Source organism: Methanobrevibacter sp. (assembly GCF_045646045.1).
Taxonomy (GTDB): domain Archaea; phylum Methanobacteriota; class Methanobacteria; order Methanobacteriales; family Methanobacteriaceae; genus Methanocatella.
This window is the reverse complement of sequence record NZ_JAZRJY010000014.1, coordinates 1-21,200: the sequence shown is the minus strand read 5'-3', so window position 1 is coordinate 21,200 and position 21,200 is coordinate 1. Positions and strand designations below refer to the sequence as shown.

Annotated in this window: 6 protein-coding genes; 5 read left to right on the top strand and 1 reads right to left on the bottom strand. The window is 30.6% G+C overall.

Annotated features, from left to right (window positions below; genetic code table 11):
- Positions 1 to 39 precede the first annotated feature (39 nt).
- Positions 40 to 285: a hypothetical protein gene (locus tag ACKI5C_RS00940; protein WP_407431125.1), complete on the bottom strand. Its 246-nt coding sequence runs from the start codon at positions 283 to 285 to the stop codon at positions 40 to 42.
- Positions 286 to 413: 128 nt separating this feature from the next.
- On the opposite strand from ACKI5C_RS00940, the gene ACKI5C_RS00935 reads away from it, so the two are divergent.
- From ACKI5C_RS00935 to ACKI5C_RS00915, 5 genes are all read left to right on the top strand, one after another.
- The gene (locus ACKI5C_RS00935) at positions 414 to 713 is read left to right on the top strand and encodes an STAS domain-containing protein (protein WP_407431123.1); all 300 of its coding nucleotides are present in this window, start codon (positions 414 to 416) and stop codon (positions 711 to 713) included.
- A gap of 34 nt (positions 714 to 747) precedes the next feature.
- A complete protein-coding gene (locus tag ACKI5C_RS00930) occupies positions 748 to 1,119 on the top strand; it encodes an ATP-binding protein (RefSeq protein ID WP_407431121.1) in 372 nt (123 codons plus the stop codon).
- A gap of 44 nt (positions 1,120 to 1,163) precedes the next feature.
- Positions 1,164 to 3,020 carry a SpoIIE family protein phosphatase gene (locus tag ACKI5C_RS00925; RefSeq protein WP_407431119.1) on the top strand — a complete coding sequence of 619 codons (1,857 nt, stop codon included), beginning with the start codon at positions 1,164 to 1,166 and terminating at the stop codon, positions 3,018 to 3,020.
- Entirely contained in the window at positions 3,013 to 3,657 is a 645-nt protein-coding gene (locus ACKI5C_RS00920; protein ID WP_407431117.1) for a 4'-phosphopantetheinyl transferase family protein, read from the top strand. Before ACKI5C_RS00925 ends, ACKI5C_RS00920 begins: the two co-directional genes overlap by 8 nt.
- A 176-nt stretch (positions 3,658 to 3,833) precedes the next feature.
- Positions 3,834 to 21,200, top strand: a 17,367-nt coding sequence (locus tag ACKI5C_RS00915) for an amino acid adenylation domain-containing protein (RefSeq protein WP_407431115.1), incomplete at its 3' end; no start/stop codon positions are given.

Sequence of the window (21,200 nt, the reverse complement as noted above, 5' to 3'; positions counted from 1 at the left end):
AATAAACTGTTTAAGATAAGTTTTATCAATTTCTGGCCATTAAAAATCCAATAAATCTAGAATTTTCAATGACTGGCTCATATTAACAACATTGAAAAAATCCTCTTCAAAATCAGTGCCATTTATTGACAAATCATCCATAATCAGTCCCCCGGATGCCTTACCCATATTCTTTAAATATTTTCTTGAATTCTTCTGTAGGAACAATACGGATATATAACCAAATGAATTCAATACATCAACCACATCATTAACGATAATAAAGATTATATAACAATGATTCAAGCAAAAGCAATGAAATTAAAATCCATGAATATGAACAAAAATTATATTTAAACATATTTTTCAAAACAAAAATTAATTATATGAATTAAAATAAAAAATATATTAATTTAAAAAAAAAGGCAGATAAAATGAATATCGAAAAAATTTATAACGAAAAAGAATTGACAATTAGTGTCGACAGTCAAATTGATACTGTAACCGCACCAGATTTTGAAAATGAAATTAATGATGAAATTGGAAAATTCGACTCATTAATTTTAGATTTTGCAAACTTAGAATACATTTCTAGTGCAGGATTAAGAGTCCTTATTGCAACGCAAAAAAAATTACAACCTGAAGGAATTCCATTTAAAATTATAAATACCCCAGATACAATAAAAGAAATCATTACTGTTTCTGGATTAGACAATATATTAAACATTGAATAAAAAAGCTTAAAACTAAAAATATATGCTTGATAACATGAATTCAATAAAACTTAAAGTAGAGATAAGTGAATTATATGCTCTAAAGGAATTTATCAACAAGATTCATGAATTAAACATCCAAGTAGAATTGGCGGTAGAAGAATTGTTTGTAAATATTGTTAATTATTCCAATGCGGACTATATTATTGTCAATGTTGATTATGACGGAGATTTAACGGTAGAATTTATTGATAATGGAATTGAATTCGATCCGACAATTAATGAAGGCTCTAAAAAATCCGGCAACATTGATGAAGTGGAAGTCGGAGGTTTAGGGATTTTACTTGCAAAAGATAATGTTGATGAAATGATATACACCCGCGAAAATGGAGAAAACCATCTGAAAATTATTAAAAAAGGCATATAATGGAAAAAAATAATTTAAAAAAGATATTAGTACCCTTTATCTTGATGATGATCTTCAATATGGGTTCTTATGAGTTAATGTTAAGTGATGTTTTCGGCTACGGATACTCACCACATATAGGAGTCATTCTTATTTCCGGTCTGCTTTTCGGACCTTATGGTGCTTTCGGAGCAGTTCTTGGAAATACACTATGTGACATCTTTAGGGAGTATGGTCCTTATTTTATTATTACATCAGAAATTGTAAGTTTTGGAATTTCATATTTAGCTTATAAATTATGGTATGGAAATTACAGATGGAGACGTGTAATTACCAAACCCAGATTAAATAATACATCAAATTTAATTTTGTTTTTAGCAATAGTCATAGCATGTGCTACATTATACAGTATACTCCAAAAAGAATTAGCTTATATATTCTATCCGGAAACAATAAAAATTAGTTTTGAGATTGGGACGAGATATTTTGTTAATTTTCTTAATTCTGCATTTATATTTGGAATTATTGGAATTTGGCTTTCAAAAAGAATTGATTTTGTCCATACCCCCAAAATATCTGAAAGAAAACTTAATGTGAACTTCTATAAGGCAATTGGTATATTGATATTTATCCTTTCAATATTGATTTTAATTCATGATTATTATTTTGCCCAGGATGCTTCAATAACAATTGTAAAAATCATTATTCTTACAGTATTACTATATATATACATAACAAAACCAATAAAATCAAAAATTACTGAAATAAACTATACGTCAATACCTGAAAAAGTAATGCAGATATTTCTTATAGCAACAATGGTTCTTATATTCATATCTGTATTAGTTTCCACAAACGACATACTGCTTGAAGTTATAGACATATTTTCACCGGTAGAGATGGATGACATAATGATCTACATGCTGGTATTAATAGACATTTTAATTATTATATTCTTTATCCCATGTCTTTTTGTTTTAAAATATATTGAAATGGAAGTGATTAATCCGTTATATTCATTTTCAAAAATAGAACAGTATATTAAAAAAGGAGATAAAATCAAATCAGATGAATTACTTAAAATATATTCTGAACATATTAATGATACTGATGAAATAGGAATGTTGGCTCGTAGTTACACCAATTTGATTAACAATACCAATGAATACATTGAAAATATAGAAAAAATTGAAGGGGAAAAACATAGGATTGAAGCAGAACTTAACATTGCTGAAAAAATTCAAAAATCAATTCTGCCAACAAAAAGTATTGAAAATGAATATTATTCAGTTTATGGACATTCCGAACCTGCAAGGGAAGTAGGTGGAGACTTTTATGATTATTTCGAAATAGATGATGAAAATTTAGCTATGGTAATTGGTGATGCATCTGGAAAAGGTGTTCCTGCAGCGTTACTTTCAATAATTACTCATGCAATCATTAAACAAATTCTTAAAAGTGAAAAAGATCCTTCCAAAGTGTTATATCTACTTAACAACCAATTATGCGAAAATAACACTGAAGTGATGTTTATAACATTATGGCTTGGAATATACAATAAAAGGACAAAAGTCATGACATTTTCCAACGCCGGACACGAATCCCCATTAATTTACAATGAAAATGGATTTGAAAAAATAAACATGAACCCAAGTATTGTTTTGGGAGTTATGAAAGACTTTGAATTCGAGAGAGAAGAAATTTCATCATTCCATAGATTGATTGCATATACTGACGGAATAACTGATGCTAAAAATATCAATAATGAATTTTATGGTGAAGAACGCCTTATCAACATGTTAAATGAAATAAGTGAAAAACATGGTAAAATTGAAATGCTGCTAAAAGATATTGAAGAGTTTGCAACCGGAACGGAACAATTTGATGACATGACCCTAATAATAATTGATAAAAATGATTAAAATAGCCTATTGCAATATAGAAGATCTTGATTTAGATAAGGGGTATAAATTAGTTTCAGATAAAAGAAAAGAAAAAATCGATTTTTATAGATTTAAAAAGGATAAGAAGCTTAGCTGTGGAGTTTATCTGCTGCTTCAAAAACTATTAAAAGCAGAAGGCATCACCAAACCCGAATTTAAAATTGGAAAATATGATAAGGCATACATATCCAATTATGAAAATATTTATTTTAATTTAAGTCATTCCGGTAAAATTGTTTGCTGTGCAATATCCGATAAGGAAATTGGTGTGGATGTTGAATATATTGACTCTGAAATTGATTTAAATATAGCCAAGAATTATTTCTTCAACAGCGAATATGAAAACATAATGAAATCCGATAAGCCCTACGATGAATTTTTTAAATACTGGGTTTTAAAAGAAAGCTATATGAAATATACTGGCCTGGGATTTAATTTGGATTTGAATAGCTTTGAAATACTTATCGGTGATGAAATATCACTGAAAAATGACAAGAATAATCTTAAGTTCAACTTATTTGATATTGGCGAATATAAAATAGCTTCAGCGGGACATTATAAAACAAATGATATTAAAAAATACACTGTAAATGAACTGACAGATACATCATATTAAAGAAAAATAAAATTAAAATATTGTTTTTGAATGTAAAAGAAATTTTTTGTAAATTTATACAAATATATATAATATAATAATATATATTGTATGAAATGTAAACCTAAAAATATAATGTAACTTATAGATATTAAGGAAATAAAAAAGGCAAATTAAAATAATATTCTGGTGGTATAATGAAAAATAACAATTATTTTCTTTCAGAAAAAATTGATAAAAATATTGAAAATTATATTAAATTTTATAATATCCAATCAGATTCCTACAAAAACAAAAAAATCATACTTGTAAATAAATCATTAAATGAATTTTTAACAAATAACAAAATTTCCAGATTTGATTTTATTATAGGTATTTTTTCACTATACTTATCAAGAGTGGACAGAACCAAAGGATGCTTAATAAAAAGCACTATTTCTAAAAATGATTTAAACGCTCAAATATTATTTAAAATTGATTATGATGAAAATATTTCTTTTAATGAACATTTAAATAAAATAAATAATGATACGTTTATTGATACAGAAATTGATATGGATATTGATTCATTTTATTCTGTTTATGACCTTACACAGGTAAATGCTGAAGATATTAATATAAACGATTCTGCTTTAACATTAAATATTTTTGATGATGAATTGGAATTAATATATAATACAGATTTATTTGAAGAAATTTATATCGAACATATGCTAAAAAACATTGCATCCCTAATAGATAATTCATTAAATAATCCGAACCAACTGTGTAAAGACCTTTGCATTATTGGGGATGAAGATAAAGCATTGATTGCGGATTTCTGTAAAGGAGATATTGTTGATATAGATAAAAATAAAACATTAGCCCAGGCTTTTCGTGAAAATGCAATTAAATATCCCAATATAACCGCCATTGATGATGGTGTAAACCAAATAACTTATGGCAAAATGGAATATTCAACTAACTCCATTGCATACGATTTGAAAAAAAACTTTACTATCGGTTTAGGCGATTCCATTGCTTTAATGCTTCCAAGAGATTATCATTTTCCTGAATTGGTTTTAGCATTGAATAAAATTGGTGCAACATTTATTCCAATTGATTCTGATTATCCTGCCAAACGTATTGAGCATATGATAAATATTGCTCAGTGCGAGCACATTATCACAACCAAAGAATATGAAAATGTCCATGATTTTAATATCAACGTGATTTATATTGAGGATTTAAACAGGAATTATGATGAAGTAGTTGAATGTGAAGGCAGCGGAGATGATCTATTTTCCATCATGTTCACATCAGGTACAACAGGCCTGCCTAAAGGCGTAATGGTTCCCAATAAACAAATTGGAGCTATGGCTTCATCTTTAAGAAAAATTTATAAATCTTCACAGGGCAGCATTACCGGATGTTATTTCAGTTTTAGTTTTATTGCATCATTCAGAGTATATTACGCATTATACTTTGGTGAATCCTGCAGAATATTAAACGAAAGGGAACGAAAAGACAGTTTATTATTAATCCAGGTACTTGAAAACCAGCCTTTAAATGATATTATTATACCTCCGGCATTATGTTTGCCAATATATGAAAATGAAAATATTGATTTAAAATATCTTATTTCAGTAGGATCCAAATTAGATAACTTGCCTAAAAAAGAAACGAACACCAATTTAGTCAACCTTTATGGTACAACCGAAACTGCATTTACAGCAACGAAAATTGTGGATTTAAATAATAATTCTGCACCAATAGGCAAACCATTAGATAATACATGGAAATATATTCTGGATGAAAACAAAAATCCGGTCCCTGTTGGTGTTATGGGTGAATTATATATTTCAAGGGATTATATGAGCCCAGGTTATTATAACCGTCCTGATTTAACTGAGAAGGCTTTTGTTGAAAATCCATATTGTGACTGTGAAGACAATAAAATTATGTATTGCACGGGAGATTTGGCTTTTTATAATTTTGACGGAGAAATTGAAATTGTCGGAAGACAGGATAACCAATTATCCGTGCGGGGATTTCGTATTGAGTCAGATGAAATCCTAAAAATCATGGAAAGCTTTGATTCCATTTCAGAGATTAATTTAGATGTGGATAACGATAATTTAATTGCATACTATACAACCAATGATAAGTTAAATATTGATGATGTGAAAAATGCCCTTAAAAAAGAACTGCCTCCATATATGATTCCATCCCTTTTTTTAGAATTGGATTATATTCCATTAAATGTCAATGGAAAAGTTGATAAAAATGCATTGAAAAAACATAATCAAAGAAATGCCGATATAGAGATAAATGATAATGTCCTTAAAGGCGTAATCGAAGGATTTAAAAAAGTTTTAAACAAAGATTTAGTGCTGATTGATGATGATTTTGTTGCATTGGGAGGTAACTCATTATCCTCAATGAAATTGCAGTTGGCCATAAAGAATAGATTCAATGTAAGTATAGCATCAAATAAATTAATTGAACTATCAACGCCAATACAGATTAGCAATTATATTAAATCTCATTTGAATTCACAGGACGATAATGTTAATTATGATTTTAATCAGACCTGCCCCTTATCTGAATCCCAATTAAATATTTATTTGGATGAAATTACAAATAATATGAAAACGGAGTATAATAATCCGTTTAAAATAGAATTCAATGATTACACTGGTGAAGAAATCAAAATTGCATTGGATAAATTATTTAAAATCCATCCAATTTTAACAGCACGTATTTTAATTGATAATGATGTGCCTTCATTTTGCTTTGATGCGAAACCACCAATTATTGAAGGAACAGCCAGTGATATTGATACATTTGTTCAACAATTTGAATTTGACAAATATCTGTCTCGTTTTTTAATTGTAGAAAATGAAAAATCATCAATACTATGTATGGATTGCCACCATTTAATTTTCGACGGAACATCCTTGAAAATCCTATTAAATAGATTATCCGATATTTTAAATGAATGTGAATTAGATTTTATTGATAATGGAGTTTTAAGACAAATTTCATTTGAGGAAAATATTTCTTCAGATTATATGGATGATGCAAAAATCTTTATGCACAATATGCTGGCCGATATAGACGAAGTTCATGAATTAATGCCTAGCATTGACAAGGATAGTGAATTTCAGTATATGAATACATTTGATATCGATGGAAATAAACTGACTGACTTTTTACAGAATCATTCCATTACCCGTAATCAATTTTTCTCAAGTGTTTTTGCATATACATTATCCAGATTCACAGGTTCTTCCAAAGTCCTTTTCAATATTCTTGAAGACGGAAGAGGCCACATTGATCATTCACAATCTATAGGAATGTTTGTCAAAACACTTCCGATAATCATGGATTGTAAAAATCAAACTGTAGATTCCTTTTTGGAATATTCCAGCACTTTGGTAAATACTGTAATGAATTATGACCTGTATCCTTTCCGTTTTCTAGCTAATGAATTTGACTTGAAATTTGATATTTCATTCCAATACGCCCATAATCTATTTTCCACATTACTAAATAAGGATGATTATGGATATTCTGTAAATGAGTTAGATCATGACCCTGAAGGTGATTTGACATTCTTTATTTTCGATGTTGATGATGACGAGTTAGGAATCAGGATTTTACACACAGATAAATACTCAAACTCTTTCATTGAGAGATTTACTAAAACATATATGTTAATTTTACAGGAAATGCTCAGTGTTGATAAACTTAAAGAGATTAATTATACTGAAAATGATGATTTAAAGATTTTAGATAGTTTTAATCAGACAGAGCATGATTTGAAATATAATAGTGTTTTGGATGCTTTCAACAGCCAGTTAATTGAAAATCCAGACAATAGTTTAACATTAAGTGATGATGCAAATTATACATATTCTCAAATTGCATATATTGTAAATAGCTTAAATTCATTATTAAAGCAGCATGAAGTCGTATCTAATGATAATGTTGTTGTTTTTGTCGACCGTAATCATTGGACACTCATAACCGCATTAAGCTGCTTATCTCAAGGCATTACTTATGTTCCGATTGATGAAAACCATCCCGATAAGCGTATTGAATTCATGATAAGACAATCAGAATCAAAAGCAATAATTGTAACGGACACATTCCAGAACCGTGTCGAAAAAATTGATGATGGAGCTAATCTTGATTTAAATATTATTAACATTTCTTCTTTACTGGATGATGTTAAAACATCAAATCATGTGGATTATGTTGATTCAGATGTTAATGATGTGGCATGTATTCTCTATACCTCAGGAACAACAGGAAATCCTAAAGCAGTTCAAATGACTACATTGGGTATCTTGAATCTTATAGAATATTATGTTGAAAGCACAGAATTTGGACATGATGATGTTATAGGAATTTTCGCCTCCGTTGGTTTTGATGTTTCTTTAGAGCAGTTTGCATCAGTATTTACCGGAGGATCAGTAACATATGTTCCAAATGACATTAGACTAAACATTTTTAAATTAAATGACTATTTCATAAAATATGGAGTAACACATACATTAATTACAACCCAAATAGCCAAATTATTTGTTAATACTGTATCAGAAACTTCTTTGAAGTATTTGCAAACTGCCGGTGAAAAATTGGGCAGCATTGTTCCTCCAAAAAACTATACTTTAAGTGATGTTTATGGTCCGACTGAAGCCAATTACATTACTTCCATTGACGTTGATGAAAAATTGGATGATTCATCAGTTGGTATGCTGAACTGGAACACCAAAACTTATATTTTAGATAATGAACAGCGAAGAGTTCCATTCGGTGCTGTTGGTGAAATTTATTTATCAGGATATCAAACAACTAAAGGATACTTTAAGAATCCTGAAGAAAACAAAAAGGCATTATTCCAAAATCCGTTCGATGGCAAAATCAATGGTTATAATAGAATATATAAAACCGGAGATTTGGGAAGATATCTGCCTGACGGAAGCGTTGCCATTATAGGAAGAGCAGATTCACAAGTTAAAATCAGAGGAAACCGTGTTGAATTGTCCGAAATTGAACTGAGCATAAGGGACATTGCCGACATTAATGATGTAACCGTTCAAATAATTAAAAACGGTGAAAATAATGAATTGGTTGCATATGTGGTTGCTCCTGATTTTAAAGGAGACATCGTCAAATACGTTAAAGATTATATTGGTCAACACAAACCTGATTACATGGTTCCTTCCTTTGTTGTTTCAATCAATGAAATTCCATTGAATGTAAATGGTAAAGTGGATAAAAAAGCATTGCCTGAAGTTGATTTTGGTAGTTTACATGCAAAATACGCTGCACCAACAAACAAAATAGAAGAAGACATTGTAAACGCATTTGAAGTTATATTTAATCAGAAAATTAGTATTTATGATAATTTCTCACACATGGGAGGGGATTCACTCACAGCAATCAAAATAATATCCCTTCTTAATGATTACAATATTACTGCAGCAGATATATTGAATTTAGGAACTCCGAAAGCGATTGCAGAAAATATTAATGATTCCCATATTGATTTAGACGCCTATTCAATAGATGAAGGCTGTCCTTTAAATGAACCACAGCTAAACGTATATTTGGATATTATCGCCAACCATAAACTAGATTCATATCTCATACCGCTTAAAATGAACATTGCCAAAAAATATTCAATAGATGATTTGCATAATGCCTTAAATCAAATGGTGAATGTTCATCCTATTTTAAAAATGTGTATAAATGACAATCCCGAAGTTCCTTATTTAGTAAAAGGAAATTCACCAGAGATAATAGTTAAAAATAATGCTGATGAAACATTTACTCATAAATTTTTAAACAAAGGATTTGATTTGGAAAAAAGTTTATGCAAATTCTTGATTAATGAAAAAACTGATAAATACGAATTAATTAGCGTTTTCCACCATATAATATTTGACGGATTATCCGAACCAGTATTTAAACAAGATTTACTTAACATTCTTAATGGAAATAATATTGATGTTGACGATTCATTTTTAAAAGTATCTGCATTTAATCAGCAAATCCAAAAAACCGAAGAATATGGTGAAGCAAAAGATTACTATGATTCAATGCTTGCAGAAAGTGATGAAATAGAATCATTGTTAAATGATGTGTCAACCGATGGTCCGGGCATATGCAAATACAATTTGGATATCGATTTAAAGCAATTCAATGAATTTATATCAAAAAATTATATTAATGAAAATGTCTTATTCACAAGCGTCTTTGCCTATACATTATCAAGATTTACAGGCAACGACAAAGTATTATTCAACATTGTTGAAAACGGACGTGACAGATTCAACAATTTCGATTCAATAGGAATGTTTGTAAATACATTACCTATACTGGCAGACTGTAAAAATCAAGCCGTATCCACGTTCATGGACTCAATGTCTGATTTAATCTATAGTGTAATGAGATATAACTATTATCCATTCAGAGTACTGGCAAATGAATATAACATAAATGCAGATATCATTTTCCAATACCAGCCAGACTGGTTTAATGAAAATAGAAATGATGAATTATATTATGAAGATTTAACAAAAGATTCAGAAGACTTAATAAATGATCTAACTGTAATCGTTAATCAAAAAGATGAAAATTACACATTAAATATCATATATTCTGACAAATATAGCGAAAAGACAATCAGCAAAATTATAAAAACATATAATTTAATATTATCCCAAATAATCAAAGCAAGCAAGTTATCTGACATCACATACATTACAAAAGAAGATTTAGAGCTTTTGGATGAATACAATAAAACAGAACATGACTTAAAATATAATGATATTTTAGATGCATTTAATGACAATCTTTCAAAATATCCAAATAATAAACTGGTATCCTATAAAGATATCTCATACACCTACAGTGAAAGTGCATTTATAGCTCATGAAATTGCCAAAAAACTGATTGATTTAGGTGTTGAGTCTCAAGATTGTGTTGGATTTTTAGTTCCTCGCAGTGAATTATATCTTTTATCCGTTTTAGGTATAATGTCATGCGGTGCAACCTATGTTCCCCTAGATGATGCCCATCCCGATGAAAGAATACAATTCATATTAAATGACACGCAAACCAAGGTCGTAATTGTAAGTGAAGAGACCTATGAACGCGTCGATAAACTATCTGAAGATATTGCTATTTTAAATATTTCAGACATTAAAGAAGATACTGGAACTTTATCCAGTTTACCTGTTGTTTATGGTGATTTAGCCTGTATTTTATACACAAGTGGTACTACAGGCATCCCTAAAGGCGTTAAGATTACCAGAAAATCAATTGTAAACCTGGCAACTATTTATCAGGACAAATTTAATTTAGCCAATGATGATGTTTATGCATTATTCTCAACAATCGGTTTTGATGCAGCTTTAATGGCAATGGCCGTTGTTTTATATTCCGGAGCCCGCTTGTCTGTAGTTCCTGCTGATATTCGATTTGATATGGAAAAAATGAATGATTATTTCATCAGTCAGAATGTTACTCATACATTGATTACCACACAGGTTGGAAAATTGTTTATAGAAAGTGTAGATGATACTTCTCTGAAATTTCTGATAGTAGGTGGGGAGAAATTAGGTGAATTTGAAAGCCCAGAAGATTATATTTTAGTAGATGCATTCGGTCCAACGGAAGCATGTGTATTCATCGCTTCAATAGAAAATGCTGACAAAATAGACTCTTCTTCAGTAGGTATGCTAGGATACAACACCAAAACTTATGTATTGGACAATGAATTCAGACGTGTGCCTGCAGGCGCTGTCGGAGAGCTCTACATTGCAGGTTATCAAATTGCACAAGGATATTTAAATCGTGAAGAGGAAAATAAAAAAGCATTCCTTAACAATCCATTCGAATCAGATGAAGACTATAACAGATTATACCGTACAGGAGATATGGTAAGAATACTAAATGACGGATCAATCGGTGTTGTAGGACGCCGTGACAGTCAAGTTAAAATCAGAGGAAACCGTGTAGAACTATCTGAAATCGAATCAATCATTCGTAAAATCGATTATGTGGATGATGTAACTGTTCAGACCGTTAAACATGAATCCAACAACGAACTTGCAGCATATATTGTTTTAAAAGACAAATATGATGAAGGTAATCTTGAAGATGCTATTCGCAAATATGTATCAAAACATAAGCCGGAATATATGGTTCCTTCATACATTATTGAATTGGATAAAATTCCATTGAATGTAAACGGCAAAGTAGATAAAAGAGCATTGCCTAAAGTTGATTTTGATAGTTTACATGTAGAATATGTTGCACCAACAAACAAAATAGAAAAAGACATTGTAAATGCATTTGAAGAGTCATTTAATCAGGAAAAAATTAGTATTTATGACAATTTCTCACGTTTGGGAGGAGATTCACTCATAGCAATCAGAGTAATATCCCAACTTAACGATTACAATATTACTGCAGCAGACATATTGAATTTAGGAACTCCGAAAGCAATTGCAGAAAATATAAATGAATCCAATATTGATCTGGATTTGTATTCAATAGATGAAGGCTGTCCTTTAAATGAACCACAGCTAAACGTATATTTGGATATTATCGCCAATGCCAAAGTAGATTCATACCTCATTCCAGTTAAAATGAATATTTCCAAAAAATATTCAGTTGACACAATATGCGACGGATTAAATGAAATTTTAAACGTGCACCCGATTTTAAAAATGTGCATAAGTGACAATCACCAGGTCCCTTACTTAATAAAAGGAAATGATCCTGAAATAATAGTTAAAAATGATGCTGATGAAACATTTATCCATAAATTTTTAAGTAAAGGATTTGATTTAGAAAAAAGTTTATGTAAATTCTTAATTAATGAAAAAAATGACGGATACGAAATATTCAGTGTTTTCCACCATCTAATATTTGACGGATTATCCGAACCAGTATTTAAACAAGATTTACTTAACATTCTTAATGGAAATAATATTGATGTTGACGATTCATTTTTAAAAGTATCTGCATTTAATCAGCAAATCCAAAAAACCGAAGAATATAGTGAAGCAAAAGATTATTATGACTTAATGCTTGCAGAAAATGATGAAATAGGAACATTGTTAAATGACATATTAACCGATGGTCCGGGCACGTGTGAATGCAATTTGGACATCGATTTAGAGCAATTCAATAAATTTATATCAAAAAATTATATTAATGAAAATATATTATTCACAAGCGTCTTTGCATATACATTATCCAGATTTGCAGGCAACGACAAAGTATTATTCAATATCGTTGAAAACGGACGTGACAGATTCAACAATTTCGATTCAATAGGAATGTATGTAAACACGTTACCAATACTGGCCAACTGTAAAAATCAAGCCGTTTCAGAATTTATCGACTCAATGTCTGATTTAATCTACAGTGCCATGAGATATAACTATTATCCATTCAGATTACTGGCAAACGAATATAATATAGATGCAGATATCCTTTTCCAATATCAGCCTGACTGGTTTAATAAAGATAGAAATGATGATTTGGATAATGAAGATTTAATAAAGGATACGGATGACCAAATAAGTGATTTGAATGTAAGCGTTAATCAGAAAGATGATAATTACACATTAAATATCATATATTCTGATAAATACAGTAAAAAGACCATTGACAAAATTATAGAGACATATAATTTAATTTTATCCCAGATAATCAATGTAAGCAATTTATCAGATATCAGCTACATTACAAAAGAAGATTTAGAGCTTTTGGATGAATACAATAAAACAGAACATGACTTAAAATATAATGACATTTTAGATGCATTTAACGACAACCTTTCAAAATGTCCGGACAATAAACTCGTTTCATACAATGACAATAGCTATACTTATGCTGAAGGAGCATTTATTGCTGATAAAATAGCTAAAAAATTAATTAAATCCGGAATTAAACCAAAAGACTGCATATCATTTTTAGTGGACAGATCCGAACAATACATGACCTGCATATTAGCTATCTTATCTACAGGAAGTGTTTTTGTTCCTTTAGATGATGCACATCCGGACGAACGTATTGAATTTATATTAAAAGATACTGATTCCAAAGCAATTATTGTAGATGACAATACTTATGAACGAGCCAAACAATTAACAGAAGATAATATTATTATTTTAAATATTTCAGACATTGTTAATGGAAACATTGGAACTTTGGATAAATTGAATGTATGTTATGGTGAAGTGGCTTCTATTCTATACACCAGTGGTAGTACAGGTGTTCCTAAAGGAGTTAAGGTCACCAGAAAGTCCATTCTTAATGTAGCAGAGTATTATGCAGACAAATATGATTTAAACAGTGATGATGTTTATGCATTATATCCATCTATCGGTTTTGATGCCGGTTGTGAGTCCATATTCAAGGCCATTCATGCAGGATCCTGTTTGTCAGTAGTTCCACAAGACATAAGGCTGAACATGGATGAATTAAATAACTATTTCATTAAGCAGAACGTTACCCATACAATGATTACCACACAAGTCGGTAAATTATTCATGGAAACAAATGAAGATACATCCCTGAAATACCTCTTTGTCGGTGGAGAGAAATTAGGTGAAAGTGAAAGTCCGAAAGACTATATTTTAGTTGATGAATACGGACCTACAGAAACCAATAACTTCATTACATCAATAAATAACTCAGATAAAATAGATTATTCATCTGTAGGATATCTGAACTACAATTCAAAATATTATATTTTGGATTCAGATTTAAGACGTGTTCCAATCGGTGCTGTCGGAGAATTATGCCTGGCAGGATATCAGGTATCTCAAGGCTATATGAACCGTGAAAAAGAAACAAACGAATCTTTCATAACCAATCCGTTCAGTGAGGATGAAGATTATTCCAAAATTTATCGCACAGGAGACCTTGTAAGAGTATTGCCAGATGGGTCATTAGGTATTGTCGGCCGTCGTGACGGACAGGTTAAAATTAGAGGAAACCGTGTAGAGCTCACAGAAGTTGAATCAACAATCAGAGACATCAGTGATGTTGAAGATGTTACTGTCCAAACAATAGATAATGGAAGAAACAAGGAACTGGTGGCCTATATCGTAACATCCAATGATTTAGAGGATAATGCTTTGGTTGATTATATTCAAAACCATGTAAACAAATATAAACCAGATTATATGGTTCCTTCATATGTCGTGAAATTAGATGAGATTCCGATAAATGTCAACGGTAAGGTAAATAAAAAGGCATTGCCTGAAGTTGACCTTAAGAATTTACGTGCCGAATATGTTGCACCGACAAATAAGACAGAAGAGGATATTGTAAAGGCATTTGAAGAAGTGTTTAATCTAGAAAAAATCAGTGTCTATGACGATTTCATTAAATTAGGTGGAGATTCATTAACAGCAATTAAACTGAATTCATACCTGAAAGAATATAACATTTCAGCGGCAGATATTTTGAGTCTGCACACTCCAAAGGCAATAGCAAATAACATCAGTAAAAAATCATTTAATTTAGATAAATATTCCATTGAAAGAGGATGTCCTTTAAATGAACCACAATTGAATGTATATCTGGACATTATTGCCAATGATAAGACTGATTCATATCTTATTCCGGTAAACATGAATATTTCTAAAAAATATTCAATAGATGATTTGCATAATGCCTTAAATGAAATGATAAACGTTCATCCGATTTTAAAAATGCATGTAAGTGACGAATTCAAAGTTCCTTATCTGGTAAAAGGCAAAAAGCCAGAGATTTCAATTAAAAATAATATTGATGATGAAACAATTAATGGCTTCTTAAATAAAGGATTTAATTTATATGAAAGTTTATGCAGATTCCTGATTGTTGAAAAAGATGAAAAATATGAATTATTTGCAGTTTTCCACCATTTAATCTTTGATGGTCTATCCAAACCGGTGTTCAAACGAGATTTATTGAATATTCTCGACAATAATGTAGTTGATAAAGACGAATCATTCTTAAAAGTCTCTGCATTTAATCAGGAAATCCAAAAAACCGAAGAATATGATGCTGCAAAAGTCTATTTCGACAATATGCTGTGTGATGTTGATGAAGTTAGTGTTTTATTAGACGATATAACCTTTGATGGACCCGGCATGTGTAAAATCGATTTAAACAGCAACATAAAAGAATTTATTGACAATAACAACATCAGCGAGAATGCATTATTTACCGGTGTTTTTGCATATACATTATCCAGATTTACAGGTGGCGATAAGGTATTATTCAACATTGTTGAAAACGGACGTGACAGATTCAACAATTTCGATTCAATAGGAATGTATGTAAATACATTGCCGTTGATGGTTGATTGTAAAAATCAGTCCTCAGCTGATTTTATTACATACATATCAAATTTAATTTATGGTGTGATGAGATATAACTATTATCCATTCAGATTATTGGCAAATGAATATGATATAAACTCAGATATTATTTTCCAGTATATGCCTGATTGGATTGGAGACCGCAATAACAATATTGACATTGAAGAGGAAATGATTAATGACATGTCCGATTTTATCAGCGATTTCAATGTTGATGTTATACAAAATGGAGATAATTATAGTTTAAATATAATGTATTCCGACAAATACAGTGAAGATACAATCTTGCGTTTTGCAGAAAGTTATAATTTAATATTATCCCAAATAACCGAGGTTAATAATTTATCAGAGATTAATTATATTACTTCATCAGATTTAGAACTGTTGGATTCCTACAATAAAACTGAAACTGAATTTGAATACGGAGACCTCTTGGAAACATTCAACAAGAATCTGACGAAATATGAAGACAATATTCTTGTCGGATATAATGACATTTCCTACACCCACGGAGAAAGTGCTTTTATAGCTAATGAAATAGCTGAACAATTAAACGATTTAGGTATAGGAAAACAGGATTTTGTTGCATTATTTGTTGACCGTTCAGAATGGTTCTTATTAGCAAGTATGGGTGTTTTGACAGCCGGTGCCGTTTATGTTCCTATTGAGGCAAATTATCCTGAAGACCGTATAATATTAATGCTTAAAGATACCAAATCAGGCGTTGTAATCGTAACCGATGAAACGGAACAAGATATTTTAGACATTATAGACAACAATAGCTTAGATATTAATGTTTTAAATGTTTCAAATATCACAAAATCCAAAATTGACAGTTCAAATCGCTTAAATATTGTAAGCACTGATGATGAAGATATCGGCTGTGTTTTATATACCAGCGGTACAACAGGTACTCCAAAAGGAACTCTAATTACCAGAAAAGCCATAAATAACTTTGTTTCATGGTATGTTGATGAGACCTCATTTACATCAGAGGACATTTACGGTATGCACTGTTCTTATGTATTTGATATCCATACTGCAGCATTATATGCTCCAGTTATTGCCGGAGGATCATTATATATAGTTCCTGAAGAAATCAGATTGGACTTGAAAGCTTTAAATGACTATTATGTAGAACACAACTGTACTCATACTTATATTACCAGCCAAGTCGGTAAATTATTCGCTGAAAGCGGCATGAAAACCACAATAAAATTACTGTGTTTCGGTGGAATGAAATTAGGTGAATTGAATGCACCAGATTCCATCGGTCCGTTTGAAACATATGGTCCTTCCGAAAACTTGGCTGTTTCAACCAGCATTTTTGCCAACAAACGTGTGCACCATACAAGTATCGGAAGATTCATCAGCAATGTTAAAGGATATGTTTTAGATGATGAACATCGCCGTGTACCTTTGGGAGCTGTTGGAGAATTGTATCTTGCAGGAACCCAGTTAACTCCAGGATACTTGAATCGTGAAGAGGAAAACGCAAAATCATTCTTTGATAATCCATTTGATGATGAAAAAGGATATGAGCACATTTACAGTACAGGAGACATGGTCCGATTTTTACCTGATGGAACCTTGGCAATAGTGGACCGCCGTGACAGTCAGGTTAAAATCAGAGGAAACCGTGTAGAATTACCTGAGGTCGAATCAGCAATTAGAAAAATCGATTATGTTGATGATGTTACAGTTCAAGTAGTAGATAATAATGGAAATAATGAATTGATAGCCTATGTGGTTGCATCTAAAGAATTCTCCCCAGATTCACTGAGAGATTACATTCGAGAATATGTTTCAAAACATAAACCTGATTACATGGTTCCTTCATTTATTATTCCTTTAAACAAAATTCCGTTAAATGTCAATGGTAAAGTAGACAAGAAAGCATTGCCAAAAGTTAATCTGGAGCATTTACATTCAAGATATGTTGCTCCGGTCACCAAGGTGCAAAAAATAATTGTAGAAACATTTGAAAACGTGTTGAATCAGGATAAAATTGGTTTATATGACGATTTTATTCGTTTAGGTGGAGATTCAATCAAAGCCATACGTGTTATTTCATTACTTCAAAGCAATGATATTTCCTGCAGTGCACAAGACATACTAAATTACAAAACCCCTTATTTAATTTCCAAAAATGTAGAAAGCATTTCCAAAGTTTCATATGATGCGGTAGAAGGCATTGTTGACTTGCATCCTATCCAGAGTTATTTCTTTGATCAAATTAATAAAAATGAATTCAACCAGCATTTTATCTTAAAAGCAAATCAGATACTTGATTTAAATGCATTACAAAAGGCCTTTGATAAATTGTCCAATATCCACGATATGTTACGTGCAAAATACACATTTGAAGATAATAAACCAATTCAGGAAATAAGGCCTGTAAATACTAGAGTTTGCGAAATTAATGAAATATATTCTGAAAAGGATGTCAATGAAACATTGATGGATATCTTCATGAAAGCCCCTGATTCATTGAATGTTGAAAATAGCTTAATACAAATCTATCTTATCCACCACAATAATGAAAGCTATGTTATGTTTATCATTCATCACTTAATTATTGACGGTATTAGCTGGAGTATCCTAATTGATGATTTATCATATCTTTATTATAAAATAGAATCCGGAAGGGAAATCGATCTCATCAGGCCTTATCCATATAAATTATGGGTAGATAATATTAAAGAATTGGCCGATAATATTTCTGAAGAGGAAAAACAGCATTGGATTAAAATTAATAACTCCCTAGATGATTCTGAAATTTGCGGACCAAGTGCTGTATTCAGTTTTAAAGCGGAAAATAATTATAATCCAGACAATATAATGGGACTGACTGAAGAAGAATATTTGGCTTTAGCAATTGCCCGCGCATATAAAAAGACTTACGGCAAAAACATCATCTTTAATCGTGAATCACATGGTCGTGAGGAAAGATTAGCTGATGTCAGCCGTACCATCGGATGGTTTACTAGTCAATATCCTGTAGAACTTGATTTGATTAATGGTGAAGACAACATTTCCTTAATGCTAGATGTTTATAAACTTAAAGAAGAATTCAAAAACATCAATGATTTAGGTTTGAATTATGGATCTTTAATATATCTGAAAAACGAATTTGAATATAAACACTGTCCAGTTACATTTAATTTCCTAAGTACGGAATTTATATTTAAAAACAAGTTATTTGAATCACTTAATAATTATTTATCAGATAAAGATATTGAAACTGACATTTTCGAATCCAATTCTTATGGAATAACCCTGAATATTGCTAAAATTAAAGACGGATATATCCTTGGTGGAGATTATGCTAAAGACACATATCTTGGCGAAAAATACCCAACATTTATAGAAAACATTAAATCAGAGCTGGAATTTATTGGAAACTACCAGTTTGATGACGGGCTCGTTTGCTGTTTATCCGAACCTCAATGGGGTATTTATTTAGATGAAAAAGTTCATGATAAAGGTATCGCATATGCAAATCCAGGATTATATGAGTGTGATTTAAATTGTCAGATTAATGAAATCAAAGATGCCGTTGACAAATTAATTGAAAAACATCCAATTTTAAAAGGAAGGATTATAGATAACGAAAATATGCCCCTTTTAGTTTGTGACAGCTACCCTCAAATTGAAATCACAAACGAAGTAAATTTTTCAAAAATCAACGATGTATTTGATTTAAATGAATCATTGGCACGTTTTTATATTGTAGATGATGGAAAATCCAAAATCATATATTATAATATACACCACATAATCAGTGATGCTACAACAAAAACTGTAATTAACAATAACTTGAATGATATTTTAAATAAAAAGTCAGACAGTAAAATAGACACAGGTTTCATTAAAGCCAGTCTTGATGCTTTTGAATCAAAATATAAAAATACATACGAAGAAGCACATGATTTCTTTAATGACCAATTTGATGATTTAAATGACATTACAGAATTATTAGACGATATTGATGGTCATTCAGGAATCGTTACCTTGCCTGTGCATGGTATTCGTGAACAAATGGAAAAATTTGCTCATGAAAATGGAATTACCATAGGTTCTTTACTGAATGCAATATTTGCATACACATATTCACGCTTCATAGGCAACGATAAAGTTTACTTCAACTTTACTGAAAACGGCCGACATGAAGAATATTCTCAAAATGCATTAGGAATGTTTGTCAGAACTATTCCTTTAGTGATTAACTGTAAAAACACCTCAGTTAAAGAGTATTTAAATTATGTGTCTGATTTAATTTTAGATTCAATGCTTTACAGTGATTATCCATACAGATTACTTGCCAATGAATTTAATTTGAATAATAATGTCTGTTTTGAATATAATCATGATTTAAATGATATATCAGATGTCGAAGACGGAATTAATATTGAAGATATTAATTTTAATTTAATTTCTGATTTATTATGTGTAATCTACAATCTTGATGACGGCTATCTTATCAAGGTTGAACACAGCAATAAATTCTCTAGAGAAACAATGATCAGATTTGCGAAAGCATATAAAGAAGTATTGACTCAAATATTAGATAAAAATGAATTGTCCGATATAAATTATGTTTGTGATGAAGATTTAAAACTTTTAGACGAAATCAATGAAACAGAACACGAATTAAAATATAATGACATCTTGGATGCATTTAATGATAATCTTTCAAGATATCCAAACAATAATTTCGTATCCTTTAAGGACAAAACCTACAGTTACGAAGAAAGTGCTTTTATTGCGAATAAAATCGCTGAAAAATTAAAAGAAATGGACGTTAAGATAAATGATTCTGTTGGATTTTTAACTGAACGATCTGAATACTATATGTTTAGTATACTGGCCATATTATCTATCGGTGCAACTTATGTTCCTTTAGATGATGCCCTTCCGGACAATCGATTGAGCTTCATATTGAATGATACTCAATCCAAAGTTGTTATTGTCAGTGATGAAACTGAAGAACGCACATCCAATTTGGATAGTGACTGCACTATTTTAAATATATCTGAGATTATAAATGATGCTGAAGATTGTTTAACACACTTACCTGTAATTTATGGAGATTTAGCATGCATATTGTACACCAGTGGTACTACAGGCATTCCAAAAGGAGTAAAAATCACAAGAAAATCAATTGTAAATTATATT